The 26,976-nt window shown below is 59.0% G+C and carries 27 protein-coding genes and 1 pseudogene; 17 read left to right on the forward strand and 11 right to left on the reverse strand.

Annotated features, from left to right (window positions below):
- On the forward strand, nt 1-2,085 hold the full coding sequence (locus AC244Q_RS07535; protein WP_113545425.1) for an FAD-dependent oxidoreductase: 2,085 nt from the start codon (nt 1-3) through the stop codon (nt 2,083-2,085).
- A 45-nt stretch (nt 2,086-2,130) separates the two neighbouring features.
- Here AC244Q_RS07535 and AC244Q_RS07540 read toward each other — a convergent pair whose 3' ends face one another.
- The 3 genes from AC244Q_RS07540 to AC244Q_RS07550 all read right to left on the reverse strand — a co-directional run bounded on the left by AC244Q_RS07540 (nt 2,131) and on the right by AC244Q_RS07550 (nt 3,880).
- Nucleotides 2,131-2,313 (reverse strand): hypothetical protein, encoded by a 183-nt coding sequence (locus AC244Q_RS07540; RefSeq protein WP_113545424.1) that lies wholly within the window; start codon nt 2,311-2,313, stop codon nt 2,131-2,133.
- A 105-nt stretch (nt 2,314-2,418) separates the two neighbouring features.
- On the reverse strand, nt 2,419-3,213 hold the full coding sequence (gene xth / locus AC244Q_RS07545; RefSeq protein ID WP_113545423.1) for an exodeoxyribonuclease III: 795 nt from the start codon (nt 3,211-3,213) through the stop codon (nt 2,419-2,421).
- Between the two features lie 169 nt (nt 3,214-3,382).
- Nucleotides 3,383-3,880, reverse strand: a complete 498-nt coding sequence (locus AC244Q_RS07550) for a hypothetical protein (protein WP_113545422.1) — start codon at nt 3,878-3,880, stop codon at nt 3,383-3,385.
- Nucleotides 3,881-4,096: 216 nt separating this feature from the next.
- Here AC244Q_RS07550 and AC244Q_RS07555 point away from each other — a divergent pair, with 216 nt between their 5' ends.
- Nucleotides 4,097-4,600 carry a hypothetical protein gene (locus AC244Q_RS07555; RefSeq protein WP_113545421.1) on the forward strand — a complete coding sequence of 168 codons (504 nt, stop codon included), beginning with the start codon at nt 4,097-4,099 and terminating at the stop codon, nt 4,598-4,600.
- 27 nt (nt 4,601-4,627) lie between these two features.
- Here the strand turns inward: AC244Q_RS07555 and AC244Q_RS07560 are convergent, their stop codons facing one another.
- The 3 genes from AC244Q_RS07560 to AC244Q_RS07570 form a co-directional block, all read right to left on the reverse strand.
- Nucleotides 4,628-5,251: a response regulator gene (locus AC244Q_RS07560; protein WP_012757062.1), complete on the reverse strand. Its 624-nt coding sequence runs from the start codon at nt 5,249-5,251 to the stop codon at nt 4,628-4,630.
- Between the two features lie 2 nt (nt 5,252-5,253).
- Nucleotides 5,254-6,642: a sensor histidine kinase gene (locus tag AC244Q_RS07565; protein WP_113545420.1), complete on the reverse strand. Its 1,389-nt coding sequence runs from the start codon at nt 6,640-6,642 to the stop codon at nt 5,254-5,256.
- A 62-nt stretch (nt 6,643-6,704) separates the two neighbouring features.
- Nucleotides 6,705-6,881, reverse strand: coding sequence for a hypothetical protein (locus tag AC244Q_RS07570; RefSeq protein ID WP_164902301.1), 177 nt, complete (start codon nt 6,879-6,881; stop codon nt 6,705-6,707).
- Between the two features lie 175 nt (nt 6,882-7,056).
- Between AC244Q_RS07570 and AC244Q_RS07575 the strand changes: the two are divergent.
- Nucleotides 7,057-7,200, forward strand: a pseudogene (locus AC244Q_RS07575) (ubiquinone biosynthesis methyltransferase UbiE); the annotation flags it as partial.
- Between the two features lie 73 nt (nt 7,201-7,273).
- Here the strand turns inward: AC244Q_RS07575 and AC244Q_RS07580 are convergent.
- Entirely contained in the window at nt 7,274-7,540 is a 267-nt protein-coding gene (locus AC244Q_RS07580; protein ID WP_113545419.1) for a hypothetical protein, read from the reverse strand.
- Nucleotides 7,541-7,838: 298 nt separating this feature from the next.
- Here AC244Q_RS07580 and AC244Q_RS07585 point away from each other — a divergent pair, with 298 nt between their 5' ends.
- The 5 genes from AC244Q_RS07585 (at nt 7,839) to AC244Q_RS07605 (ending at nt 10,533) form a co-directional block, all read left to right on the forward strand.
- Nucleotides 7,839-8,237, forward strand: coding sequence for a DUF1236 domain-containing protein (locus tag AC244Q_RS07585; protein ID WP_113545418.1), 399 nt, complete (start codon nt 7,839-7,841; stop codon nt 8,235-8,237).
- A 158-nt stretch (nt 8,238-8,395) separates the two neighbouring features.
- On the forward strand, nt 8,396-8,563 hold the full coding sequence (locus tag AC244Q_RS07590; RefSeq protein ID WP_164902300.1) for a hypothetical protein: 168 nt from the start codon (nt 8,396-8,398) through the stop codon (nt 8,561-8,563).
- On the forward strand, nt 8,560-9,141 hold the full coding sequence (locus AC244Q_RS07595) for a BA14K family protein (protein WP_128406308.1): 582 nt from the start codon (nt 8,560-8,562) through the stop codon (nt 9,139-9,141). Before AC244Q_RS07590 ends, AC244Q_RS07595 begins: the two co-directional genes overlap by 4 nt.
- Before the next feature lie 121 nt (nt 9,142-9,262).
- A complete protein-coding gene (locus AC244Q_RS07600) occupies nt 9,263-9,577 on the forward strand; it encodes a hypothetical protein (protein ID WP_012757070.1) in 315 nt (104 codons plus the stop codon).
- A gap of 71 nt (nt 9,578-9,648) precedes the next feature.
- Entirely contained in the window at nt 9,649-10,533 is an 885-nt protein-coding gene (locus AC244Q_RS07605; protein WP_012757071.1) for a hypothetical protein, read from the forward strand.
- Between the two features lie 47 nt (nt 10,534-10,580).
- On the opposite strand, the gene AC244Q_RS07610 is transcribed toward AC244Q_RS07605, so the two are convergent.
- A complete protein-coding gene (locus AC244Q_RS07610) occupies nt 10,581-11,474 on the reverse strand; it encodes a LysR family transcriptional regulator (RefSeq protein ID WP_017993689.1) in 894 nt (297 codons plus the stop codon).
- A 119-nt stretch (nt 11,475-11,593) separates the two neighbouring features.
- Between AC244Q_RS07610 and AC244Q_RS07615 the strand changes: the two genes are divergently transcribed.
- Nucleotides 11,594-12,607: a L,D-transpeptidase family protein gene (locus AC244Q_RS07615; protein WP_113545416.1), complete on the forward strand. Its 1,014-nt coding sequence runs from the start codon at nt 11,594-11,596 to the stop codon at nt 12,605-12,607.
- A 50-nt stretch (nt 12,608-12,657) separates the two neighbouring features.
- Here AC244Q_RS07615 and AC244Q_RS07620 read toward each other — a convergent pair whose 3' ends face one another.
- Nucleotides 12,658-13,449 (reverse strand): phenylalanine 4-monooxygenase, encoded by a 792-nt coding sequence (locus AC244Q_RS07620; protein ID WP_113545415.1) that lies wholly within the window; start codon nt 13,447-13,449, stop codon nt 12,658-12,660.
- 123 nt (nt 13,450-13,572) lie between these two features.
- Here AC244Q_RS07620 and AC244Q_RS07625 point away from each other — a divergent pair, with 123 nt between their 5' ends.
- Nucleotides 13,573-14,034 carry an Lrp/AsnC family transcriptional regulator gene (locus tag AC244Q_RS07625; RefSeq protein WP_003547665.1) on the forward strand — a complete coding sequence of 154 codons (462 nt, stop codon included), beginning with the start codon at nt 13,573-13,575 and terminating at the stop codon, nt 14,032-14,034.
- Between the two features lie 20 nt (nt 14,035-14,054).
- On the opposite strand, the gene AC244Q_RS07630 is transcribed toward AC244Q_RS07625, so the two are convergent.
- The gene (locus AC244Q_RS07630; RefSeq protein WP_113545414.1) at nt 14,055-14,555 is read right to left on the reverse strand and encodes an Lrp/AsnC family transcriptional regulator; all 501 of its coding nucleotides are present in this window, start codon (nt 14,553-14,555) and stop codon (nt 14,055-14,057) included.
- A 130-nt stretch (nt 14,556-14,685) separates the two neighbouring features.
- Here AC244Q_RS07630 and hppD point away from each other — a divergent pair, with 130 nt between their 5' ends.
- The 5 genes from hppD (at nt 14,686) to AC244Q_RS07655 (ending at nt 20,607) form a co-directional block, all read left to right on the forward strand.
- Complete coding sequence (gene hppD, locus AC244Q_RS07635) at nt 14,686-15,795, forward strand: 4-hydroxyphenylpyruvate dioxygenase (RefSeq protein WP_113545413.1); 1,110 nt, start codon at nt 14,686-14,688, stop codon at nt 15,793-15,795.
- A 61-nt stretch (nt 15,796-15,856) separates the two neighbouring features.
- Nucleotides 15,857-17,218: a homogentisate 1,2-dioxygenase gene (gene hmgA / locus AC244Q_RS07640; protein WP_113545412.1), complete on the forward strand. Its 1,362-nt coding sequence runs from the start codon at nt 15,857-15,859 to the stop codon at nt 17,216-17,218.
- A 52-nt stretch (nt 17,219-17,270) separates the two neighbouring features.
- Nucleotides 17,271-18,296, forward strand: a complete 1,026-nt coding sequence (locus tag AC244Q_RS07645) for a fumarylacetoacetate hydrolase family protein (RefSeq protein ID WP_113545411.1) — start codon at nt 17,271-17,273, stop codon at nt 18,294-18,296.
- Entirely contained in the window at nt 18,293-18,925 is a 633-nt protein-coding gene (maiA, locus tag AC244Q_RS07650; protein ID WP_113545410.1) for a maleylacetoacetate isomerase, read from the forward strand. The genes AC244Q_RS07645 and maiA overlap by 4 nt, the downstream gene beginning before the upstream one ends.
- A gap of 359 nt (nt 18,926-19,284) precedes the next feature.
- Nucleotides 19,285-20,607, forward strand: coding sequence for a COG3904 family protein (locus AC244Q_RS07655; RefSeq protein ID WP_113545409.1), 1,323 nt, complete (start codon nt 19,285-19,287; stop codon nt 20,605-20,607).
- Nucleotides 20,608-20,746: 139 nt separating this feature from the next.
- Here AC244Q_RS07655 and AC244Q_RS07660 read toward each other — a convergent pair whose 3' ends face one another.
- Nucleotides 20,747-22,111: an SNIPE associated domain-containing protein gene (locus tag AC244Q_RS07660; protein ID WP_128406307.1), complete on the reverse strand. Its 1,365-nt coding sequence runs from the start codon at nt 22,109-22,111 to the stop codon at nt 20,747-20,749.
- A 333-nt stretch (nt 22,112-22,444) separates the two neighbouring features.
- Between AC244Q_RS07660 and AC244Q_RS07665 the strand changes: the two genes are divergently transcribed.
- Together AC244Q_RS07665 and AC244Q_RS07670 are read left to right on the forward strand one after the other, a co-directional pair.
- Nucleotides 22,445-25,600 carry an AAA domain-containing protein gene (locus tag AC244Q_RS07665; protein WP_128406306.1) on the forward strand — a complete coding sequence of 1,052 codons (3,156 nt, stop codon included), beginning with the start codon at nt 22,445-22,447 and terminating at the stop codon, nt 25,598-25,600.
- On the forward strand, nt 25,572-26,966 hold the full coding sequence (locus AC244Q_RS07670) for a coiled-coil domain-containing protein (protein WP_206641069.1): 1,395 nt from the start codon (nt 25,572-25,574) through the stop codon (nt 26,964-26,966). Before AC244Q_RS07665 ends, AC244Q_RS07670 begins: the two co-directional genes overlap by 29 nt.
- Nucleotides 26,967-26,976 lie beyond the last annotated feature (10 nt).

The following is a 26,976-nucleotide window of genomic DNA, read 5'->3' on the forward strand; positions in this document are numbered from 1 at the left end:
ATGACCATAGACGTTCCGCAGGAAATTCTTGACGCACTGACCGATGTCGACATGCCGCGGCTCCCAACCGAGCCCACCCCTTTCGACGTGGTCCGGCTCGCCGGCCTCGAGGTGCCGGTCTATCGGGCTGGTTGCGTCGTCGTCGGATCCGGCGCGGCAGGTCTGCGTGCGGCGGTGGAAATGAAGCGGCGCGGCGATGACGTCGTCATTATCAGCCAAAGCGCGTGGGGTGGAACCTCGGCCTGTTCTGGATCCGACAAACAGACCCTTCACACTGCAAACACTGCCGATCAGGGCGACAATTACAAGGCGATGGCCCGAGCCATCCGCAGCGGCGGCGCAATGGACGAGGACACCGCGTATGTCGAGGCTGTGGGATCGTCCCGGATGATGGCATCGCTCCAGTTCTTAGGTCTGCCGCTGCCTCAGGATCCGCTTGGCGGGACGCTCAGATATCAGACCGACCATGACGAGGTCGGCCGCGCCACCAGTTGTGGCCCGCGCACATCGCGCCTGATGGTCAAGGTGCTGGCTGAGGAGGCGATCCGGCTCGGAGTGCCGTTTTACAACCAGACCACCGCGGTAAAGATCCTCACCGAGGGCGATGGCGATGACCGCCATGTTGTCGGAATACTCGCCATGCGCGCCAGCGACCGCACGGAGGAGAACCCGCTGGGCATCGCGCTGTTCGTCAGTGGCGTGATTGTGCTCGCCGCCGGCGGGCCGGGTGAACTATATCGCGACAGCGTTTATCCCAACGGCTGCTTCGGCTCTCTCGGATTGGCGCTCGAGGCAGGCGTCGAGCTCGTCAACCTGACCGAAAGCCAGTTTGGTATCGGAACACGCAGGGAAGGGTTCCCATGGAATCTGTCGGGCACATACGTCCAGGCGATCCCGCATATCTACTCGCTCGATTCAGACGGCGCCGAACACCATTTCCTGGCAGAATACTATCGCAGCACGCAGGAGCTGGCTTCGAATGTCTTCCGCAAGGGCTATCAGTGGCCATTTCACGCGACGCGCATGCTCGATTTCGGCTCGAGCCTGGTAGACCTTGCCATCTCCCGGGAAACCGCCGCAGGGCGGCGCGTCTTTATGGACTTCAATCGCAATCCCCTATCCGTGCCGGGCGACCTGCCATTCAGTCTGGAGAGACTTGACGAAGACGTCCGCGACTATCTCGGCAAGGCCGGCGCCGACCAGGACATGCCGATCGATCGATTGAAGCATATGAACCCGCTCGCGATCGAGCTCTACCGCCGCTACAAGGTCGATATTGCCGAGGAGCCGCTGGAATTTGCCGTCAACAACCAGCACATGAACGGCGGCATCATGGTCGACACCTGGGGCCGCAGCAGTCTCGGCGGCTGTTACGCGATCGGAGAAGCGGCGGGCACACACGGCGTGACGAGGCCGGGTGGAGCGGCGCTCAATGCCGGGCAAGTCTTCGGTACGCGCGCGGCAGAGCACATCAGCGCGAGCGGCAGGGCAAAGCGGTCGGCGGGAGATGACATCGCCGATATCGCAGAGGCGGGCATCGCCGACCTCCGTGCCGTCCTTCGGACCGAGGGCCCGCTCACCGTCAAATCGATCCGTTCGCAAGTGCAGGCGCGAATGAGCGAAAAGGCTGGCATCATCTGTGATCAAGAAAGCGTAGGCCGGGCCTTGATCGAAGCGCGCAAACTGAACGCTGAAATCCATGCGAACGGCATTGCCTACGCTCGCGCAGCGGAGGCCGTTCGAGGTGTGCAATGGCGGCATATGGCGCTCGTGTCGGAAGCCGTGCTCAGCGCGCTTGATTTCTTCATTCGCAATGGAGGCGGCAGCCGTGGCGCGCGGGCGATATGCGATGCCGAAGGCGAATCCCTTCCGCTGGCGCGTTCAGGGCCGTTGCAGGATTATCGTTTTCGGAAGGAACGCGAGGCGCATCGCAAGGAACAGATCGTCGTTCGGCTTGATGGCGATGAGATCAGGCTTTCAACCCGTCCGAACCGCATGCTGGATGAAAGCGCCAAGTCCTTCTTCGAGCGAGACTGGCCAGCCTGGTTGACAGGCCGCATCTACGATCTGGGCGCGGACAAATGAGGCGATGCCGGTAGGCGTCACTTCGAGACGGAGCCGTGCGGCTGATCAATCGGGATTCGAAACCGGGGGGGGAACTCCGACGCGCTCGGTGTCGTCAGAGCCTTCGGATATAGCTTCCTCGCTTCTGCGCACCCGCCTTGGCGGATCCTTGCCTTCGACCGGCTTCGGCGACAACTGGTCGTCGGCCTGGATCTCGTCGGTGTTCAGGTAGTTCTTGCTTTCGTCCATAGCGGTTGCGTCCGGTTGGAAAATTGCGGGGCAAATGCCGTCCCGCGCTTTTGGGCTAACTCTCGGCGACGTGACAGGTTCCCTCGCTCGCGAGCGGCCTCCGGCTTATAAATCGGCTCCAGCTTCGGAAACGTCGAGCTCGATCATGACGGGCGCGTGGTCGCTCGTATGCTCCCAGCCGCGCGGTTTTTTCCGGACGGTTGCCGATCGAAGCAATGGGGCGACTGCCGGACTGAGCAGGAAGTGGTCGATCCGAAGCCCTGCGTCACGTTCGAAGCTGGTCCGCCAGTATTTCCAGAAGGTGTAGATCCGCTCTTCTGGATGCAAATGCCTGACCGCATCGGTCCAGCCCTGAGCGACGAGATGAGCATAGGCCTTGCGCACTTCCGGCCTGAAGAGGGCGTCGTCCAGCCAGCGTTCCGGCTTGTAGACGTCGATCTCCGTCGGCATGACGTTGAAGTCGCCGGCCAGGATCGAAGGCACCCCGAGCTCCAGGAGTTCGGCGGCGTAGTCCTGCAGGCGACGGAACCAGCGAAGCTTGTACTCGAACTTCGCTCCCGGGAACGGATTGCCGTTGGGAAGATACAGGCATCCGACCAGAATGCCGTCGACGGCAGCTTCGATATAGCGGCTATGGGTATCATCGGGATCGCCGGGAAGACCGCGACGCGTCAGGATCGGTGTCTTGCCTTTCGCCAGGATGGCCACCCCGTTCCAGGATCTCTGCCCGTGCCAGATGGCGCCGTAGCCGGCCCGTTCGATCTCCTTTCGCGGAAACCCGGCATCGTCTGTCTTCAGTTCCTGGAGGCAGACTACATCAGGGACATCCTCCTTGAGCCAGCGCAGCAGGATGTCCAGTCGCCCATTGATCCCGTTGACATTGTAGGTTGCGATTTTCACGATGCCCTCGGAAGTCGAAGCACGGACGGGCTCTAGAAGCGCTCCTGAGTTTCGTCCTCAGGAAATCTGAGCCCGCAATCGTCCCAATGGAGGCGGCTCTCCACACCGCAATGGTCCGCCGGTCGAATCCTCTCGGGGTGATCGAGCGAGCCGACTGTCACTTGGCTCCTCAACGCGTCGCGCCGAAGACGAAGGCGATGCCGGCGACGATCGCTGCGGCTGTCAGCGGCTGCCGGCGTATGCGATCCTCGAGGTCATGGACGAATGTGCGAGCTTCCGTCTTTGCCAGGCGGGCTGTTCTAGAAGCCAGCTCCGAAGCAGATTCCGCCATCCGACCGGCTTCTTTCTGAAGCGCGCGCATTTCTTCGCGATCGACGTCAAATCTCTCTGAGGGGTGTGCGGTTTCGCCGCTCACGCGCAGGGCTTGATCGACGAGCGGAAACTCCTCGTCCAGCCTGGTGGGATCTGGCTCACGCTTCACACGCTCGGCCGCCTCGACGTCGCTGCGGCCAGCAGGAATGGAGGTGTGGGTGGCTGACACCGGGTCGGACGCCGGAAATGTATCCTCGATTGCTTTGTCGAGTTCGCCTTTTTGGGCCCGGTTTCGCTGCTCTGCCTGCTCTTTTCGCATCGACTGGACTGCAGGGGAGTCGTTCGGATTTGCCATTGGGGTTTCCTCTGTTGCACTTCGACAATCAAAGCGACGACAGGGAAAGAAGTTCCATAGAAATGCTTCCGAGCATTGCAATCGGGTCACGCCGGACCAAAGTCTTGCCGGCCCTACTACCTAGGTCGGTTGCATTCTTTACGAGGAACAGCGAGAAATCTCATACGTCATATATTGTATGGGAAACGGCCGGGAACGGACGAACGAGGCTATGGCATGAGTATCCGGAAACGCGATTTTCTGAGATTGGGCGGCAGCGCCGCGGTCGCCCTCGTCGCTGCCGCATCACCAGCCAGTTTGAATTTTGGCGGTTCCCTTCCTGTTCTGGCAGTGGACTTTGCGCAGGCAAAGGACGGCAACAACGGGAATGGTGGAGGGAATGGCAACGGCGGCGGCAATGGCAATGGCAATGGCAATGGGGGAGGGAATGGCAACGGTGGCGGCAACGGCAACAGCGGTTCCGGGAACTCCTCCGGTGGGAATTCCTCCGGCGGCGGAGGGTCCTCCTCCTCCTCCTCCTCTAGCACCGGGTCGTCAGCAGGATCGGGAGCGAGAGCGACAGCTGCGTCCGATGGCTCGATCGACGTCCGTCATTCGAATGGTATCACTGAAGTCCTGCAGCGCGGTCGCTACATTATGAAGGACTCGAAGGGCCGGACGATCATAAATCGACAGGCGACGGCCAACGATGCCCGCCGGCTGAGCCGCTTTCTTCGCTGAAGCGTGATCGTCGGGCGACAATATCTTTCAGCGCCGTTCCCGCCATTGTAGAGCCGCTTCAGTCCTGTTCGAGGCGCCAAGCTTGCTCAGAATCTGAGTCATATGGTGTTTCACGGTCTTTTCCTGCAGGCTGAGGCGCAAGCCGATATGCTTGTTTGACAGGCCTTGGGCGACAAGATCCATCACCTCGCGTTCCCGGGGCGTCAGACTGTTCTTGTCGGAGGTTCCGCCATTCAGCGAATTCTCCATGACTTTTGCCGACATCGTCGGCGAGATATATCGCGAGCCACGCAGGACGGTCTGGATTGCTTCGGCGAGGCCACGCGAACCGACACCTTTCAGAACATAACCCATCGCGCCCCGTTGCAGAGCTCCCAGCAAGGTGTCCACCTCCTCCGATACCGTCAACATCAGCACTTTCGTTGTGGGGCTCCGCGCCAGGACGTCACTGACCGCAGACAGCCCGCCGCCGGGCATCGAGACGTCGAGAAGCATGATGTCGGGGTGGTTGTCCGAGGCGATCATCGCCGCGTCGTCGCTGCTGGCTCCCTCACCAACGACGACAAAGCCGCTGATCTCCGACAGGCTACGCGTTACACCCTCTCGAAAAAGCGGATGATCGTCCACGACGCCGATGGTGATTGATGTCATCTCTACTCTCCCACTTCCATTGGCTCGAAGATCATGGTCACGGTCGTTCCTCCTTCGCCTGTCTTGATGTCGAAGGATCCTCCCAGGCTGTCGATGCGCTCCCGCAACCCAACGAGGCCAAGGCTCGTTGGCCTCACCTCCGTCGGATCGAAGCCGTCGCCGCGATCGCTGACCTCGACACGGACATGACCCTTGTGCGAGACGGCCCTGACCGCCTGCTGAACGCCGCCGCCGTGGCGATAAGCGTTGTTCAAGGCTTCTTGAACGAAGCGATAGATACAGATTTTCACGGCGGGAGGAAGGTCCGGTCCATCTTCGTCGACAATCGTTTCGACATGGCTTTCGGTCTTGTGCCGATGCGCGTCGACGACCCGCGTGACGATCTCGGTGATTGAGGATTTTTCGATCTGCGGAAGCACCAGCCCACTGCAGATATTGCGGATTTCCGTCATCGCCTCGGCAAGGCTCGAACGTATCCAGGCAAGCTCCTTTTCGCGCGCTTCGGGCTGGGTGGAGGCATTGATCAACACGTCGCTGTCCAGGCGCAGTGAGGCATAGGCAATGTGCTGGGCTGGACCGTCATGCAGATCTGCACCGATGCTGCGCAAATATGTTTCGTTCAGCGCTGCCGCCCGCTGGGAGGCGCGCTGCAGACGACGCTGGAGTCCACGGTTTTCCGCCAGCAGCGCAGACAGTTCGGTGACGCGTTCGTTGAGATCCTTGCGCTGCGCCTCGATCGTGCGGCTACCCCGGAACACCAGAACGGAGAGAACAAGGAAAAAGGTCGCCGTCAGAGCGGCGACGGCGCCCCAGCTCCGGAGCCTGGCATGCGCCAGACTATCGCCCAGTCCTTCTGCTGTCTCGTAGAACTCAAGGACGGCGACCGCCTGTCCGGACCATGGCTGGAGCACAGGATTATAGATCTCCATCAGCGGCTTGCCGAGCGCGCGCTCCTTGTCGCTTTCCGGATCGCTGGCGATTTCGTAGCGCGCGACGAGAGATCCTGCGAATGCCCTTTGCAGCTTGTCGCTGACCGCAAACGTCTTGCCCACCAGCTCCTTCTCGTTCGAATAGAGGATGGTGCCGTCGTTTCGCCACAGCTTGAACGAAACAAGGCGTTTGCCGAGTGCACCCTGACCGAGCGTCTCGTCCAGAGCCTGGGCACTCGCATCGTCCAGCAGTGACTCGGTTTGCATATTGGGAAGTAGCGGCGCGATCACGCTGTCCACATAAAGCGCCGTCGCCGCGCCCGAATTGTGGATGACGGTCTCCTCGATCAGGTGGCTTACAAAAAAGCCCACCACGAACATGGCGGCGATCGAAATGAGCCCACCCGCGATGAAGAACTGGGAGGCGAGTGAGCGGGCATTCCAGCGGCGAAGCCAATTCATTTTGATACCGGTAAGAGACTGCCCGATTAACCTACCGCGTCTTTAGGGTTTTCCAAACAGCATCAGGGCACATTCCTGGTGTCGAACACCTCGGCGCCTCTTATGCTTTGGGTCAACCCGACGGTGTCGCCTGATATGGCTGCGCCGAAGATGTAGAGAAGGGCGGCCAGAACGATGACTAGTGCGAAGACGGACGCGTTACAGGCGCCATTCACTCGGGACCTATGACTCTGGTTCATGTTCAGATCTCCTTCCGTATCGTTCGAAACGGCGCGAGTCCGATGCGCGTTCCACCTCAGGGACTTCGGTCGGAGGAGGTTGGGACCAAGGTCTGACCCCCGTAGACATCAGCAGATTCAGGCATATTTCCTGACCGACCGACTTGGGTTTGGAGGCTTGTGAGTGACGATTTCCATGGACATCGAAGGCAGCGCCCGCGCCGCATCTATCGCTTCTCTCAAGCCGTTCGAGGAAGGCGTCGCCGAATTTTACGATAGCCTTCTCGTGCCGATCCCCTTCGAGCCCTATGCCTCGGAGTTGGCGATCGTCGCCGAGCGCTAGCGGACCAATCGCGCGATTTTTCAAATGGAATTCCAAAGCTCTGTCCGCCAAGGTGTGACGGCGCAGGGATTCAGCTCGTGCGCTGCGTGTAGGAAGGTTCTTGCATCGCGCGGATGACGTGCTGCTCGATCTCGAAGCAGGTCTCGTCGTATTCCCGTACGAGGTTCGAATTGGATGGTCGTCCTCGAAGTTTGTCGCGCGCTTCGACTGCCATCTGGTAGGCCTCGAAGAGCTCGAGCTGCAACGGGTCGCACGCTGCCATGATCAGCGTCCGCATATGCGGCAAACGCATCGCCAGGCGCCGGCGCCCAGCTTCCCGGCGGTTGGATCGTGCCATCTCCTTCAGTCTCCTGCCTCCTGTATAATTCCTCAAAACGGCATCGATTTAAGGATAAATTATGCAGTAATTCAAAGTGTTACAGCGTCCTTTACGCGTCTGAAAAGACGCGTGGCGCTGTAAGCCCGTATGTGGGGTCTTCGATCCTGAAGTAGCGCCGGCGACGGGCATTGACATGGGTTTGGGACCAAAGGCCAGGGTCTATCAGACTGAAGTCCGGGCCGTGGAACGACCGCGCCTCCAGCTAGTTGGTTTGCCAGCGGTCACGAAGGCCGCCTCGAAACAGAAGGAGGAGAAAATGATCTCCAAGCTTATCGTCGGTGCGGCAACTGCCGCGACCCTGATGTCGGGCATCGCATTCGCCCAGTCCTCGACCGTCAACGGTGCGGCGGGTGGCGCGATCACTGGGGCGATCGTCGGCGGCCCCGTTGGCGCTGCTGTCGGCGGCGTTGCCGGCGCAGTCGTGGGTACGGCGATCGATCCGCCGCCGCAAAAGGTCGTCACCTATGTCCGCGAGGCTCCGGCACCATCGGCGCGCGTGGTCATGAAGGAGAAGGTTGTCGTCGGCCAGCCCCTGCCGGAGACGGTTGTCGTGACGCCTATTCCGGATGACCCGACCTATGCTTACGCGGTCGTCAATGATGAACGTGTCATCGTCGAACCGTCGTCCCGCAAGGTGATCCAGGTTATCAAGTGATCTGATCCTACACGCGGCCTCCGCCGCGTCCTCCATCCGGAAATCATCGCTCAAGTCTGGGAACCGCCGCACGACCGACGGCAGCGTCGTCGTGCGGCCAAAAACAGCCGATGCCCCGGCGGCGACTCCGCCGCCGGAGCGCCAACGAGGAGAGGAACATGATCTATTCCGAAGAGAAATCCCGTGGTCTGGCCGTGCCGCTGATCGCCATCGTGCTGGCAATCGCCGGCATTCTCGCCGTGCTTTTCGCCACCGGCCGCCGACATAGCAGTGCCGCCGGCCGCGTCTGGATTCCACAGGCTCAACAGCAGGGGTCGGGACGATGAAAGCCATCGCATCGGTTGCCTTTGGCATCTTAAGCTCGGTCGGGGTCTGCGTCGCTGCCGCATCTGTCGCATCCTATGTCGTGGCGGATTCCGAGCCTCACGCCTTCAAGGAGCTCGCAGCGCCCGATCTATGGACGACGACGCCGGTGAAAGTCGATCCTCGGCAGCAGCACTATGAACGAATTGCGCCTCTCTATTCCAGCTATGTGACCGAGGCGTCGGCCAGCGTGGCGTCAGCGGCGAGGCCGAATTCGGCTCGCCCGCGCGCCGAACTTCAGACACCGCAGCCCAGACTTTCGGCCTCGCATCTTAGCTGGTGTGCAAACCGCTACCGCTCTTTCGATCCCGCGACCAACAGCTATCGGGCCTATAGCGGCGAGACCCGCGAATGCGCTTCGCCGTTCCAGCGGACTGTCGCGGAGGCCGGTGAAGGCGTCGGTACGAAAGTGAATGCACAGGCGGCAGCCCGGTGCGCCGCTCGCTACAACTCGTATCGACCGGAAGACAATACGTATCAACCATGGGAAGGACCGCGGCGCAGCTGTGACATGTCGGATCTCGTTGCGACGAGCAATTGATTATCGGCGGTGGTCGCGCGGTGCGGATGATGCTGCACCACGCTGGCGAATCGGACTTAAGTCCGTGTTGCGAACGCTACGGTTGTGATACCCGGTTGTACTAAAGTGTTGGAGATCAGGGATGGCGACGGCGCTGATAACGGAAATCCAGCAGGCGCAGACAAGGCTTCCGCTCTTGAGCCGAGCGGACAGGGGAACCCTTATCGTTCGCATCCTCCGCGAGTTGAAGACGCATCGTCGGGAGGTTCTCGGACATGTGCCGGCCGAGCACTGTGTTTGGATCGACAGGCTGATTGCGTCCGTGTCCTCGACGATATCGGAAATCGCCAACATGCAGGACGCCGAGTTCCATCGGGTCTTGAACGAGTTCGAAAAGCTGATTGCGACGCTCGATGACATTTCGCATGCCGAGAAGCGATCGAAGACAATTCACTGAAAGGGTCGCCAGCGGTGGCCAAACTGGCGCCTCACCGGAAACCGATCCCTTCGCGCCAGCGTTCTCCTTCCATGACAGAAAGGAAATCCGCCGCTGATCACGACGAGGCGCCGTCCGACGAAGACGATGCGAAGCCGGGCGCGGACATTTCCTTCCCTTACGACAGGATGACTGTCGAGCAATTCCGAAGCCGCTTCCCCCGGGCCCGCTGGAGTGATGCCCGAAAGGCGTGGTTCGTTCCCGGACGGACGGCGTCCCGCCGCATCGGACGATGGCTTGCCGAGATCGAGGCCGAAGCCGACGCCCATGCGGATGCGAAGGGACGCGACGCCTTCGTCTTCGATCCCATCGACAGTCCATATCTTGAACTCGGCAAGGCAGGCTTTCGAATCCGCACGCCGTACTCGAAGACCGTCGTCGACGAATTGCGCGAAGTGCCATTCTCACGGTGGGACGGCGATCTCAGGATATGGCACGTTCCCTTTCGGTCCTATGAGGAACTCCGACGCAGATGGTCTGATATCGAGGCGGCGGCTCGCAGAAACGAGCCGGAGGAGAGACGACGTCGAGCCGAGGAGCGGAAGGGGACCGAACAGGATATACGCAGCAAGCTCCGCTCTGCGGAACGAAAGCGTCATCGTTACCCGCTTCGAAGCGACGACCTGCCGCCGATAGGACGTCCTGTGGTCATCGCCTATGGAATCGTCGTCTTTACCGAAATCTCAGGCGAACTGGTCGACCCGGACGTCGTTGTGGACGTCTATCCCGGCATTACTGAGGATCACGTCTGGGGATATTGGCGGCCGCCCACATTCGAAGAACTCGTCCGCACCTGGCCCGCGAAAATGCTTCCGATTCAAAACGCCGAGTGGTGGCTGCCGACGATCGAGGAATTGAGGCCGGCCCGTCGCACGGCAAGATCGCGCGAAGCCAGGAAATACGCGAAGACGCCGTGAGCGCTGCTTGCCGTAGAAAAGAGGATGACTATACCCGATGCCGATCGTCAGGTTCGGTGGCGCAGGGCGTCCACCAGCGCCACGAAAGCCGGAGAGGACTGCCTTCTGCTGGGATAGTAGAGATGGTAGCCATCCCAGTGTGGGGAAAAGGCTTCCAGCACGCGTCTCAGACGGCCTTCCGCGATATGAGGTAGCGCGACGTCTTCCGGTACGTATGCCAAGCCAAGTCCGTCCAGCGCCGCTTCCACACTCTGATAGGAGTTATTGAAGGCAAGCTGTCCCTCCACCCTGATCCTGATCTCTTTCCCGTTGTCTTCGAACTCCCATGCCCAGAAGCCGCCATATGTGGGCAGGCGCTCGTTGATGCAGTTGTGGCGGACAAGGTCCTGCGGATGCTCCGGAACCCCATTGCCGTCGAAATATGAGGGTGCGCCGACGACGGCAAAAGGGAAATCAGGCCCGATGCGTGTCGAGATCATATCTTTCGCCACCTGCTCTCCCATCCGGACGCCGCCGTCGAAGCGCTCGGTCACGATGTCAGACAGCCCGTTTTCGCGCATCAACTCCACCTTGATGTCAGGGTTGTTCGGCAGGAAACGCTGGAGCTTCGGCCAGATGATCCAGTTGATCGCATGGTCGGATGCCGTGATGCGGATGTTCCCGGCCGGCTTTTCCCTGAATTCCGTGATGGTTTCGAGTTGAGCCTCGATCTCGTCGAAATGAGGCCCCACGCCTTGGAACAACCGCTCTCCAGCGTCAGTGAGCGAAACGGCCCGCGTGGTACGGGTCAGCAGCCGGATCCCGAGCCGCGCCTCGAGCTGGCGGACAACGTGGCTGAGCGCCGATTGAGACACGCCCAGCTTCGCAGCCGCCCGCGTAAAGCTCTTCTCTCGGGCGACCGCCAGAAAGGCCATCAGGTCATTGACGCTCTCGCGCGGCATTCACGAGCTCCTTCGGATCAAATGGCCGTTGTACTGAATTTGCTGAGGCTGGACATTGAAATCATCGTGAACACCCCTCTGGCTCGGGTCGCACTGGAACAAGTTGCGCCGCCGGCCATTTGTCGTCCATGAAAACAGCCCTGCCGATGTCGCTGCTCGCTCTGACCATCTCCGTTGGCGGTGCCGCCGCGCGGGAGCTCCGACCCGAAGCAATCAATACCGCGTCGATTGCGTCCATTGGGACTGAGAAGCTGGCACCGGGAGATCCGGACCCGGCGATCGTCCGCCTTCAGGTCCTGCTCGACCGTGCAGGCTCGTCTCCCGGCGTGATCGATGGCCTCTCCGGCGAAAACGTAGACAAGGCCGTGGCCGGCTTCGAGGCGATGAACAATCTTCCTGTCGATGGGAGGCTGGATCCAGAGGTCGCCTCCCGCCTTGAAGGCAATGCCGCCATCGTTGCCCCGATCGTTGAAAGCTATGTCGTCTCGGCAGAGGATGCCGCGGGCCTCGTCGACAAGATTCCCGAAGACTATGGCGAGAAGGCAAAGATGCAGAGCTTGGGATATACCAGCGTTGCCGAGAAGTTATCTGAGCGGTTCCACATGGGTATCGATCTCGTGCATGCGCTCAATCCGGCTTCGCAGTTTGCTGCTGGCGATACGGTGTGGGTTGTGGATCCCGGCCCTCCCAGGGAAGGAAAGGTCAAGAAGATCGAGGCTGACAGGAAGACGGGGCAGGTGCTCGCCTATGCCACGGATGGATCGCTGCTTGCAGTCTATCCCGCGACGATCGGAAGCGAAGACAATCCGGCGCCGTCAGGAAAACACAAGGTCAAGGGTGTCGCGAGGATGCCGGTCTACCGGTATGACCCGAAGCGCAACTTCAAGCAGGGAAAGAACGACAAGGTCTTGACGATCCCGAAAGGGCCGAATGGTCCTGTTGGTACGGTCTGGATCGATCTGACGGAGCCGACTTATGGAATACATGGGACACCGGAACCGAAGCTCATCGACAAGGTTGGCTCGCACGGTTGCGTGCGGTTGACGAACTGGGATGCCGAAGAGTTGGCGGCTATGGTCAAACCAGGGGTCGTGGTGGACTTCGTCAATCGAAGTTCAGCCGCTCCGAAGTGACTGCCTTCTCCAGACGCGATGTGTTGGCGTCGCTCCCTATCATTCGCGATTCACGAAGCTTTGGCTTCGAAAGCCGGGGCGAAATCACCCAGCGATTTTGCCTTGAGGATGGTGGCCTCGATATCTTGCTCCACGATCGCTTCCAGATCGGCGAAGCCGTCGATGACATAGTAGATCGGCTGGAGGATATCGATCCGGTAGGGCGTTCTCAGCACGCTCAGCAGATCGAACGGCCGGAATTCGCACGCCTTCCCCTCCATTGCCGCCTTCGCTTCGCTGGGCGATGAGACGATGCCCGCGCCGAAGCAACGGCGTCCCTGCGGCGTATTGATCAGGCCGAATTCGACAGTGAACCAGAAGATCCGGAACAGATGCCATGAATAGCCCTTGCCGAGGCGGACGGCGGTTTCGCCGAAATGCCGGACGAAATTGGCATAGCTCTGGTTGGTGAGCATGGGGCAGTGGCCGAAGACCTCGTGGAACAGGTCCGGTTCCTCGATATAGTCGATATGCTCGCGACGGCGCAGGAAGGTTGCGAGCGGGAATTTGCCTTGCGACAGAAGCTCATAAAAGCGCGAGGGCGGAATGAGCGCCGGCACGCCTTCGACGCCAAAGCCGGTGGTCTCGTTCAGGCGTCTGTTGACGTCGAGAAGCTGAGCCACCTTATCGGGCTTCAGCCCCAGCATTTTGACGCCGTCCAGATATTCGCGGCAGGCCGTATCGGCCAGCAGCTTCATCTGACGCCGGTAGAGTTCACCCCAGATAACATCTTCATCCGGGGTGTAGTCGTACAAACCATCCGGGCCGGGCAGTTTGGCGGTGTAGCTGCTTTCCTTGGTCATGTGCTGATCCTCCCGAGCAGGGCGCTTTTGCTGCCATTATGATCCGAGTTTGGAGGATTTTCTTTTCTTTCATGCTGGCTGTCGCCATAATGGTGGCAAATATTCCCGAAAGTGACGCCAAAAATGAAAGAACCTGGGAATTTTCGCCGCAAGCTTCTGCAGCTCGTCCAGGCCGACGGCAGTCTGTCGCTGGCCGACCTGGCGGAAAAGGCCGGCATGTCGCAGAGCTCTGCATGGCGGAAGATCCAGGAGCTGGAAGCCGACGGCGTCATCCGCAAGCGTGTGACATTGCTCGATCCTGGAAAACTCGATCTCAAGCTCTGCGTGATCGCGCATGTCACGCTGGAGGATCACCACGAAGAGGCGGTCGCGTCTTTCGCTTCCGTGGTGCTGGAGCGGCCGGAGATCATGGAGTGCTACGCCTTGTCAGGCGCCTTCGACTACATGCTGAAGATAAGGGCAAGCGACGTGGAAAGCTACGAAGCCTTCATGACCCGCTATCTCATGCGCAACCCGCATGTGCGCACCGTCGTCTCGAGCTTCGTGCTGCGCGAGCTGAAATTCTCGACCGAACTGCCGCTCTGAACTGACGCTTACAACCCGGATTACCGCGTGCTGTCACCATGCCAACCGCCTGGCATGTGTATCGGAAAGCCTTCGAATGTCTTCAGCGTGTCGAGCACGATCGACGTCTTCACGTGCTGCACCGACTCGTGGGGCAACAGCACGTCGTTGACGAATTTGGAGAGGTCGGCGAGCCCGCGGGTCGCGACCGTCAGGTGATAATCCATTTCACCGGTCAAGGCATAGGCTTCGAGAACTTCCGGCAGTCCGTTGATCAGCTGGGAAAACCGGCGGGCATTGTCTCTATTATGGGTCGCAAGCGTCACGGAAATGACCACCAGCATATCGAGGCCCAGCTTCTGCCGATCGAGGTAAGCGCGGTAGCTGCGGATATATCCGTCAGCCTCCAGTCTCGTGCGCCGGCGCGAGCATTGCGACGGTGAAAGCGCAATCCGCTCTCCCAACTCGTTGTTCGTCAACCTGCCGTCTTTTTGAAGTTCCTGGAGCAGGCGCAGATCCAATTTGTCGAGCGGTTCATCCATTGCACGAAAACTCCAAAACACTCACGGATCGTGCATAATATCTTCCCGGAGCATAAAGAATGCAAGAACTTTGCGCGCGCTTTGCGCCACACTTTGCATATCAAATGCAATCTCCTCTGGAGGAAAGAAAATGGGTCCTTTCCCGCATGACGCGCCGCCCTCGGAAATCACCGCCGACAATCCGGCCGGCACCGACGGCTTCGAATTCGTCGAATTCGCCCATCCCGAGCCCGAGACGCTGCGCGAGCTCTTCACACGCATGGGCTATGTTGCGGTGGCCAAACACAAGACGAAAGATATCACCGTCTGGCGACAAGGCGACATCAACTATGTCCTGAACGCCGAACCGGGCAGTCATGCCGCGCGTTTCGTCGCAAATCACGGTCCCTGCGCCCCATCGATGGCCTGGCGCGTCGTCGATGCCAAGCACGCTTTCGACCACGCCGTATCAAAAGGCGCTGTTCCCTATGAAGGGGACGACAAGATGCTCGACGTCCCGGCGATTGTCGGCATTGGCGGCTCGCTGCTCTACTTCGTCGAGACCTATGGCGCCAAGGGATCGGCCTACGAGGCCGAGTTCGATTGGCTTGGCGAGCGTAACCCGCATCCCCAGGGGATCGGCTTTTATTATCTCGACCATCTCACCCACAACGTCTTTCGCGGCAACATGGACAAGTGGTGGGATTTTTACCGCAACCTGTTCAATTTCAAGCAGATCCACTTTTTCGATATCGATGGGCGCATCACCGGTCTGGTGAGCCGCGCCATCACCTCGCCCTGCGGCAAAATCCGCATTCCGCTGAATGAATCGAAGGACGACACCAGCCAGATCGAGGAATATCTGAAGAAGTACAAGGGCGAGGGCATTCAGCACATCGCCGTTGGAACGGAGGATATTTACGACGCCACCGACAGACTTGCCGACAACGGCCTGCGCTTCATGCCGGGTCCGCCGGAGACCTATTACGGCATGTCCTATGAACGCGTGAACGGCCATAGTGAACCTGTCGAACGGATGAAGAAGCACGGCATCCTCATCGATGGCGAAGGTGTGGTGAATGGCGGCATGACGAAAATTCTGCTGCAGATCTTCTCCAAGACCGTCATCGGCCCGATCTTCTTCGAGTTCATCCAGCGCAAGGGCGACGAAGGCTTCGGTGAAGGCAACTTCCGGGCGCTTTTCGAGTCGATCGAGGCCGATCAGATCAAGCGTGGTGTCATCGGGACTGCAGCGGAGTAAACTCACTAGCGCCGCGCATCTTTCAGACGCGCGGCGCCGGAGTGTTCGGGGAGGAGTGAGCATGGACCAGACATCGATCCAGGCGTCGGATGGCGAAGCCGCGACGGCAAACACGCTGAAATACATGCCGGGGTTCGGCAACGACTTCGAAACCGAGTCGCTTCCCGGCGCCTTGCCGCAAGGCCAGAACAGCCCGCAGAAGTGCAACTATGGTCTCTATGCGGAGCAGCTTTCCGGCTCGCCGTTCACCGCGCCGCGCGGCACCAACGAAAGGTCCTGGCTTTACCGCATCCGCCCGAGCGTGCGTCACACCCGCCGCTTCTCCAACGCATCCTATCCGCTTTGGAAAACCGCGCCTTGCCTCGACGAACATTCGCTTCCGCTCGGCCAGCTTCGCTGGGATCCCATCCCCGCACCCTCGGAAAGGCTGACATTCCTCGAAGGGGTGCGGACCATCACCACGGCAGGCGATGCCACCACCCAGGTGGGCATGTCAGCCCATGCCTATGTCTTCAATGAGGACATGGTCGACGATTACTTCTTCAATGCCGATGGTGAACTGCTGATCGTGCCGCAGCTCGGCGCCATCAGAGTGTTCACCGAAATGGGCATCATGGATGTCGAGCCCCTGGAAATATGCCTGATCCCGCGCGGCATGATGTTCAAGATTCTGAAGGGCGGCGAGCAGACGGTCTGGCGTGGCTATATCTGCGAGAACTACGGCGCGAAATTCACCCTGCCGGACCGCGGACCGATCGGCGCCAACTGCCTGGCAAACCCGCGCGATTTCAAGACGCCCGTCGCCGCATTCGAGGATAAGGAAACGCCCTGCCGCGTGCATGTGAAGTGGTGCGGAAAGTTCTATGTCACGGATATCGGCCATTCGCCGCTTGATGTGGTGGCCTGGCATGGCAACTACGCCCCGTTCAAATACGACCTGCGGACGTTCTCGCCGGTTGGAGCGATCCGCTTCGATCATCCCGATCCGTCGATTTTTTCGGTGCTGACCGCGCCGACCGAAGATGCGGGCACGGCGAATGTCGATTTCGTGATCTTTCCGCCGCGCTGGCTGGTCGCCGAACACACGTTTCGTCCGCCCTGGTACCACCGCAACATCATGAGCGAATTCATGGGGCTGATCCATGGCCAGTATGACGCCAAGGAGGAGGGCTTTGTGCCTGGTGGCATGAGCCTGCACAACATGATGCTTCCCCACGGGCCGGACGCGCTCGCCTTCGAAAAGGCATCCAATTCTGAGCTCAAGCCCGTGAAGCTCGATCACACCATGGCCTTCATGTTCGAGACCCGGTACCCGCAGCAACTGACGAAATACGCAGCCGAGCTCGAAACGCTGCAGGATAATTACCTGGAATGCTGGGATGGCCTGGAACGCAAGTTCGACGGAACCCCCGGTATCAAATGATGCATCAAGTGATGCATCAAGTGAACTCATCCTCCGACACGGGATTTCGGACATGAAACTTGCGACGTTAAAAGACTCCACGCGGGACGGCCGGCTCGTCGTCGTTTCCCGCGACCTGACCCGCTGTTCCGAAGTCGGTCACATTGCCCGGACCCTACAGGCAGCACTCGATGACTGGGCGCATGTGGCTCCGAGGCTCGCGCTCATTGCCGAAGGGCTCGAGACTGGCGCCCAGCCGACGATCCGGTTTCACGAACATGACGCTACATCACCTTTGCCGCGAGCCTACCAATGGGCCGACGGCTCCGCTTACGTCAACCATGTCGAACTGGTGCGCAAGGCGCGCGGCGCCGAGATGCCGGCAAGCTTCTGGACCGATCCGCTGATCTATCAAGGCGGTTCGGACGCTTTCCTGGCACCACGCGACCCGATCTTGGTGGCCGACGAGGCTTACGGGATCGACATGGAGGGCGAGGTCGCCGTCATCGCCGGCGACGTTGACATGGGTTGCAGCCCGGAAGCGGCGCGCGGCGCCATCCGTCTCCTGATGCTCGTCAACGATGTGTCGCTGCGCAGTCTGATCCCTGGCGAATTGGCGAAGGGGTTTGGTTTCTTCCAGTCCAAGCCGGCATCGGCATTTTCTCCGGTCGCGGTGACGCCGGACGAGCTCGGAGATGCCTGGGACGGTGGCAAGCTGCATCTCCCTCTGCTCGTCAGCCTGAACGGCAAGCCGTTCGGCAAGGCGAACGCCGGCATCGACATGACGTTCGATTTTGGCCAGTTGATCGCCCATGCCGCCAAAACCCGTAACCTCCTGGCCGGAACGATTATCGGCTCGGGAACGGTTTCCAACAAGCTCGACGGCGGCCCGGGCAAGCCGGTGAGAGACGGCGGAAACGGCTACTCCTGCATTGTCGAACTCAGGATGATCGAGACGATCGAGAGCGGATCGCCGAAGACCGCCTTCATGAAGTTCGGCGACCAGGTCCGCATCGAGATGAAGGATCGGGCTGGCCATTCGATCTTCGGGGCGATCGAGCAGAGGGTCGAGAAATACCAAGGGGCCGGGCCGCAATGAACGAGGTGGTTCTCTACGACTACTGGCGATCATCGGCGAGCTATCGCGTCCGCATCGCGCTCAATCTCCTGGGCATCGATTACAAGACCGTGTCCATCAACCTGTTGGAGAGCGCACACAAGACTCCGGAATATCTGGCCCTCAACCCGCAGGGACTGGTGCCGACATTGGTGATCGACGGAAAAACACTGACGCAGTCGCTGGCGATCGTCGAATATCTCGCCGAGCTACGGCCGAAATGCGGATTGCTGCCATCGGATATCGCCGATCGCCAGAAAGTCCGCGCCCTCGCATATGCTGTCGCCATGGACATCCATCCGATCTGCAACATGCATGTCGTAACCCACCTCATGACGATGACCGACGAGACTGGCGCTCGCGAGGAATGGATGAAGCATTTCATTGCCGACGGGCTGGGCAAACTGGAAGCGATGATCGGCGAAACCGATGGTGCGTTCAGCTTTGGCGATACGCCGACGATGGCGGACCTCTGCCTCGTTCCCCAGGTCTACAACGCCCGCCGCTGGGGCGTGGATATGACCGCTTTCAAGCGCATCGTCGATATCGACGCCAGATGCGCCGAACTGCCGGCATTTCAGGCGGCGCATCCCGATCGGGTGAAGCCGTAACGGCGGAGTGGGACCCGGAACGAAATCCGAAGAAGCGTTCTCTTTTTCCTGTGGCTCTCGCATCAATGGCCGGCACGCACCGGATCGAGTGGACTGGGATCTCCCGATTGCGGCGAGGAGCCGGCGTTTACCTTGTATCAACACTTCTGATTGTGCCGCTTGTCAGAAGATTGTCCCTTGTGCATTGATCAGATGCTTGGGGTAGGGGTGAAATGTTCTCGTAAAAGCTGTTGATCGTCGCACCCGTCCTTGCCAAGGGCTTGATCGCATTGAAAGCTGACGCTCATCGCACGGATTCGATGATCGCCCGACAATAGGTGCGCAAGATATGCTGCGAGTGACGACAGGAGAAGTACCACGTGCTCGAAGGCTGGGTAAGAATGCGCAAATTCGTCTCGTTGATATCGCTGCTGCTGGCGTTCGTCGCCATGGCCGGAGAGGGGCATGCAGCAATTTCCTACCAACGTGTGGACGGCGCCCCGGGACGTGGTCTGGTGATAAAGGGCGTGTTTGAATTCTCCGACGATCCGATGCAGCTTGTCGACGAATACAGGCAGTATCAAGCGGACTACATCAGCTTTGACTCGCCCGGCGGAAACGTGGTCACCGCGATCATGTTCGGCCGCGCCATCCGCGCACTGAATGCAAGAACGCTCCAGATCAGAGCCATGGAATGTGCATCGGCTTGCGCCTTCGCCTTCGTCGGTGGCGTCGAAAGGTTCGCCGAGCCGGGCTCGATCGGCGTGCATCGGATTTCCCTATCCGACGATGTCCCCATGGACAAAAAATTGGCAGTCTCGACCGTTCAACTAATGACCGGCGAGATTATCGGCTACCTCACCGACATGGGAGTAAGCCCCAATCTGCTGCAGCTCAGCCTGTCGATCGACAGCGCCGATATACGGTATCTCACTGCTGCGGAAATGCGAGACTGGAACATCAACACGCCCGAGGATATGCCCTCGGCACAGGAAAGCGCGCCGCCCCGGCCAGGCGCCGCACCGCAGGAGAGCGCAACACCCGCCGACATGCCGTCAGACCCCAGCGCTTCCGAGGAGGTGGCCGCCTCCGAACCCGGCGACCTGACCACGGAGGCGGTTGATTTCGTCAACCGATACAATGACGAATGGTCGAAAGACAGTGCCTCGGCGTTGGCCTTTATGAAGGGCGTCTATGCCGACGAGGTCTCCTTCTTCGGAAACTCGGTCGACAAAGACGCCGTCCTGAAGGAAAAGGCAGCCTTCGCCCAACGCTGGCCGGAGCGCATCTACAGCATCAAGCCGGGCTCCGTGACTGCCAGCTGTGCCGGAAAATGCGAAATGTCGGGAATTGTCGAGTGGTTTGCCGGAAACAGGGACACGGGTAAGACGTCCTCCGGGATGGCGGAATTCTCTTTCGTGTGGAACACGGCCTCTCTGCAGATCGAGTCCGAGACCGGAAAGGTGCTCGCCACGGACAAGGGGGCCAAGGCACCGGATCGGTTGATCCATCAGTGGACAGGATTGGACGATATCTGCCGCACGAGTGTCGATCGCGAGGGGGCCGAGACGCTACGGGCATGCAAACGGCGCGACGAACTCGGTCCGCTGCTCAATCGCGCGGACTGGTGTTATGGCCATAAGGACGAAGCCGGAATAAATTGGGAGTGGCACAAATGCGATGCCAATTCCCGTAGGTATTAGAAGTAAGGATCGCGGTGCGCCGGCGAGGTGCGGCAGTTTGCGTCTGTTCAGCCGAGGGCGGCTTGTTGTGAACAGGCTCATGTGGACAACAAAGAAGATCGGGTGAGCTGTCGAAAGGTGAGGCTCCTCCTGACCTCAACTACAGGGAAGCAGGAAATGCGACAAGTTCGGGCGGCTCAGCCGCCGCCAACATTGCATTCCGCCTCGCAAGCGTTTCGCGGTACTCTTGTGCTTCGATGTCCTTGAAGAAAGGTGCCCCGGGCGCCAGCCGCGTGACCGCGGCCTCTACATCGTCGATTGATACCCGGAAGAACTCCTTTCGGAAGTTCTGGGCGTTAATACGAGTCTTCTGGAACTCGTTGTGTAGCGCTCGTTCAAGCGTCGGCGCGTCATCACTGTAGATGATGGCGTGAGTATCGAACGTGAACGGAACACTGGCATCGCCCAGTTCGCGCACGCGATCGGCCGGATCGAGACGGCGCGCTAATCCAATTTTTACAACTTCTTCGCCGAAGGACCCAATGTTCGAGATGATGTAAACGTAGCCAGAGCGTGTCTTCTCGGCCATAGCTTGTGCTCGCTCGACCCTTGCGTGGGCCTCAGCCAGATCACGCTCGAGCAGGCGGATCTTTTCATCGTAGGCGCCCATTTGCGCTGTGGCTGCCCTACTCGCATCTGTTTTTGCTTTATCAAGCAGCCGCTGATACCGGCTCTCTTCCTCTTCGGCCCTTTCCATGTCGCGAATAAGCTTCTGCTCCTCTCTGGCGGCCCGAGCCATCTCAGCGCGTTCTTCCCGCTCAGCCTTTAGCTTTTCACGATATTCGTGGGTCAGGTGTAGTTCTGTGAGCTTCAGGCGGAGATATTCTTCGGTGATATGGATGTCGTTGGTGGCGTTGAGGTTATCGATCTGCTGACGCGCGTTGATAATCCTCTTTTCCATCGCATTGGCGTTGTTCCATCGGACATTCGCGACGGCTGCGTCGCACTCGTTGTTAAAGGCACGGAGCGCCAACTTGATGTTGCGATTGTTCATGGTTTGGCCCTTGGCCTTGCTGCCACTGACGGTCCACTCCGTCTTCGCGATGGCGGCATTCTTGTTCGATACCATTCCCTTCTGGACTTCTCTGTTCGAGAGGACAGCGTTCTTATACTGCTCACTGTCCGTATAGTCGAAATGCGGCTCGTAGACGCCCATTTCCGCGAAGGCCATTTTCTCGTCGAAGATCGCGACCTCTTTTGCAAGTCGGTCGAAAATCGCCTTCTTCTCACTGTAGGAATTGCGCAGTGTCGAGATGTCGATGGAAATCGAATTTGCGACTTCCTTTAGGCGTTGAACTTCCGCTTCCTCGCTCGCTATCGAGCTGTAGCGCTGTTCTAAGGCACTAAGGTTGCCCTCCAAAGCCTTATTCTTTGATGACCGCTTCCACGCGATGACTGATGCAATGATCGCCCAGAGAGGAAATCCAATCACTGAAGCAAGAACGATAAATTGACCGCCGGTCACTCTGCATACCCCCAAACTACCCCTGGCTGCGAAAACTATTCAGATTCGTGCCGTTTGCAAGCTTACGGTGTGGTAATTTTAATTGTCACAGTGGCGATGTGGCGCCCGAGTCGCTTGAAAAGTGTGCGACAATAGATTGGAAGGTCTCTGCAAACTCGACGGTGACCAGAATAACACACCCATTTTCCTTAGGCATAATTGTCTTCGTCCAAAAAAGGGTGAGTATTCGAGGTTGTAGCCAGTTGACTCGAAATTCAGCAATTGCAATTTCAAGTCAGGGGTCGTTTATCTTGATAGGCCGCGTTGTTTACGCAGGTGGGGCAATAACATTCAATGTCGGTACTGCTGCGCACAATTTCGGCGTTCCCAACAGGTCGAACGACAAACGAACTGTTCGCGTTGCTCGATATTGATTTCGACCCGCGCAGGCGCACAGAGATTTATGCTGAGCTCTCCGCTCTCAGTGAAGCTGGTAAGGTCAGTAAGGGCCGCGATGGGCGCTGGAGGCTCCTCGCTACTGCGAAGAAACAAGACGGCACGCTAGCGCCTAAGACGGGGCATGATTCCGTCGCAACCGATGAACAGTTGCTCCGCCCAGTCCACGCAGCTTTCCGAAGCTCGACGGCAAAAACCATTGACGTCGAGGTAACAGAGAGTGCCGTCTCCTTCGACCCCAATGCGCTACTGCGATATTATCGATCTGCCCTTAGGTCTGACCCCCGGGGGGCCATTTCCCAAGTCGAAGACCGCCATGCGGTGGCGTGGCAATTATTCACCGGGCTAGGTCCCTTGACGCCCGATGATGGCCAAGCTCTGACGATTTCAATCCTTCTGGAAGACTTGCCTGACGAATTCCGAAAGGCGCTCGTAAAGCGTGAAGCCAATGAACAGACCCTGGCCGTGGGCTGGCCGATGGGAGTGGGAAAGAAGCAAGGGATTCCAGTTGTTTGGCCCGTCGGACTCATCAGTGCAGAATGGACGCGCTCTGCGACCCATCTTGAGGTATCCATTGACACAGATGACATTGTTGTAAACCCTGATTGGATCAAGGGAGTTGCTCGAAGCGCAAACTGGAAGGAGGCGGGCCTTCGGGAGGTATTCACGCAAGCCGAGGGCTTCGGGTTTCGCAGAGATGAGTTTCTATCGAGGTTAAAAGAGGCCGTTGCTGGAGCGTTTCGCGGAAGCATCTCTGGACAACAGATGCGGATCGAGCTGGATCCAAATAATGTCGGTATTCATGATATTGCCGCTCTCTTCTTGCCAACAGACACGACCTTCACTGCCGGCGCGGTCCGCGATCTAGATGCGATCGCGGCATGGTCTCAGGAACGGCTAGCCACCACAGCGCTTGCACCAATCCTGGGGTTGGAAGCACCTGTGCCGGTGAGGGCAACTCCGGTGATCAACACAGGCGATCTGAACAAAGAGCAGATCGATGCAGTGCGACAATCTCTTGCTGCGCCCCTTACGGTCGTAACAGGTCCGCCGGGCACGGGTAAAAGCCAAGCGATCGTGTCGATTGCCGCATCGGTGCTCGCGGACGGTGGCAGCGTCCTTGTCGCATCAAAGAACCATCAGGCGCTTGATGCCGTCGAGAGCCGACTTGGCGGTATCGCTCCACAATCTCCATTTTTGGTAAGGACGCTGGATCCGGCCAGAGATATTGACCAGTCATTCGATGAGGTGCTCGGCCAACTGGTCGGTGAGCCTACAAGGGGTGCCGCCGATCCCGATCTTGTTCTGCGTTCAAAACTTTCGTCGCTCGCCCAAAACCGAACCCGTGTCCTGGATCAGATCGATGAACAGTCACGGCTTCACAGTGCCGTTGCCGAGCTTTTGGAACGGATTGAGGCCCAGGAATCAAGCGTTGTAGAACCGGCGCTTGAGATCGAAACTCGTCCAAGACCCGGGTTATTTACCCGTCTTATTGATGCGTTGTTGCGATCTTTAAGATTCCGCAGGAATGTCTTGGCCCCAAATCACTTTTCCGGTGAGGCCGCGACGCTCGCCACACTAAAGCAGCGTTTGGGACGGCTTCGTTCGGAACTGGCGACAATCGAGGTCAAGGGTGATCCGGTCACCATCACGCAAGAGATCGGAGAGCTTGCTCGGGAGTTTTTGCCGAAGGTCCTTGCTTCCAAGGTCAATCTTTCTGGGACCGACAGGCGTCGTCTTGGAGAAGAACTAGCCAATCTTCAGCTTGCTCAAAGCTCAGGCCCTTTGTCTCCGTCACTCGCTGGGGACGTCGTGGGGCATCGTCCCCTTTGGCTGGTTTCGGTCCTTGGAGCCGCACGGAGAATTCCATTGTCCGACAGCCTCTTCGATCTCGCGATTTTCGACGAGGCGAGCCAGTGCGACATAGCGTCAGCCCTTCCGATTTTTGCTCGCGCCAAACGCGCCGTGGTGGTTGGCGACAATCGCCAGCTGTCATTCATCAGCCAGCTCGGGATCGCTCACGACCGAAACCTTATGCAGGCACAGGACTTGCCGATATCGAAGATGGGGCGGTTCGCGCAGAGCCGTCGCTCCCTTTTCGATTTGGCGGACCTTACCCCAGGCGCGGCCAAAGTGATGCTTCGAGATCAATACCGCTCTGCCGCTGATATCGTTGGTTACATCAACGAGCACTTCTACGGCGGCCAGCTTCGCGTTGCAGGCGACCAGGACAAGCTGAAGGTTCCCAAAGGGACGAAGCCCGGGATCGCCTGGAGTGACATCCCGTCACCAACTGCGCCGATGGTTGGAAATGTTAATGGGTCGGAGGTCGCAGCAATCACAAAGCACCTGCGAGCGCTTCTGGAGGAGCAGTCGTATGCCGGATCGATCGGCGTGATCGCTCCATTCAGACCGCAAGTTTATGCTCTGGAGCAGGCGATCCTCGCTGAGATACGTCAGGAGCTCCTGGAAAAAGCGGAGTTTCGTGTCGGAACCGTCGACAGTTTCCAAGGCCAAGAAAGAGACCTCATCCTTTTCTCTCCATGTCTCGGATATTCGAGCGCCACAAGCGCCGTCACATTTGTGCAAAAGGACTGGCGCCGCCTCAATGTGGCGATCAGCCGCGCAAGAGCCGTGGCACATGTGTTCGGCGATCTCTCTTACGCTCGCTCGGGCAAGGTACGAAGTCTGCAAAGACTGGCCGCTGCGGCCACCGAGCCCAGAGGCCGCGTGGGCGAGGGCACCTTCGACAGCAACTGGGAACGTATCGTCGATGCATCGCTCAGGAAGCGAGGTCTTAACCCAATCCCTCAGTACGAAGTCGCTGGTCGTCGTCTGGATTTCGCGCTCTTTGGCAGCGGAGACATCAAACTCGACCTGGAGGTCGACGGCCGTCATTGGCACGCAGACACAGACGGCAAAAGAAAGCTCGCCGACTATTGGCGAGATCATCAGTTGAAATCCCTTGGCTGGAAGGTCCAGCGCTTTTGGGTGGATGAACTAGAAAGAGACCTGGAGAAATGCATTGAGCGCGTCGCAGAACAACTTTCGTAGATCGCGGCGGTTTACCTATATCGCCTTGACTCTTGGGCTGCTCTCGGCTGCCGCAATATGCGTCACGCTGGTCCAGGTCGATGCTTTAGAGCGTGACTATGGTGCAGTCCGGTCTGACATTCAGCGGTTCAATAACGAGCGCACGGAGGCCCTCGGCCGACGAGATGGCATTCTTTCGGAGATTTCCCAGCGAAGCGTCGACGTTGATGGCCTACGCAAGACGATCGCGGACCTAGCTGCAGAACGCGATCGCCTTACTGCCGAGATCAAGCAGCAGACCGCGTCTTTGTCCGACGGTGCCCAGAGGCTACGGGCGGGCCAAGAGCAGGCTAATACGGCTGCAGACGTGATCGCGGCCGCGTCGCAAGCTGAAAAGACGTTCGAGACCTTCCGGTCCCAGAGTGCCGAGCTGGAGAAAAAGATATCAGTTAATCAGTCGAGAGTTGACCAAACGAACGAGGACGTCGCGCAGACAGAAGACAAGAAACGTGCCGCTGATGAGGCGCTAACCTTGATCGAGAAAACCCGACGCGACAGAGAAGCCGAGATTACAAGGTTGAACGGCCAGATCGAGGACCTCGATGACAAGCAGCGCCAGGTTGCTGACCTGGGCGCTCGCCAAGCAGCGCTGGCTTCGCAGATCGCCAAAATGACAAAGGATCTGGGTGACAAACAACGAGAATCGCAGGATTTGGACGCGGATATCGCCAAACTGCAAGATCAGGCGGCAAAGGCGAAGGTCGCTGCGGTCAAAACGGACGCTGACATGGCCCGTCAGGAAAGCAGCCGGGCTGACTTAGCCAAGGAAATAAGCGGGCTCGAAACCAAAAAGGCATCTCTGACCGGAGATTTGGCGAGTTTGGCTTCCTCAGCTGAACGCGCCCGATCGGACGTTGCGTCGGCTGAAGGCAAGGCCAAAGCCGCTCAAGGTGCAGTCGCAGAGGCGCAAAAGGCACTGCCGGTCTTGAAAGCCCAACTGAGCGATGTGCAGTCGGAGATCGCAGCCGCGGCAACCCGGCGCGATACCCTGATGGCGGAACTCGCCTATATGCAAGGGGTAAGGGCAAAGGTCGGCATTGATAAATCCGATGCCGATCGCGCGTCTTCCGAGAAGACCGCACTTGACAAGGCTGTTGCCGAGCTTACGGGCCGCCACGCTGAGTTGGCGAAGGAGCTGGAACTTAGGCAGAGCGACCTAAACGGGGTCAAGGCTGAACTCGCTGATCTCAATGGCAGAAAGGGTGCTCTTGTTCAGGAAATTGCTGCGATGTCCGAAACTACGCCATCGAAGCCCACTGTAGCGGTGCCAGACCAGCCAGCCGCGGATGGCCAGTTAAGTGCTCCGACTCAGCCCGCTAAGCCATAATCAGAAAGTC

This window comes from Rhizobium sp. CB2179, from assembly GCF_057653455.1.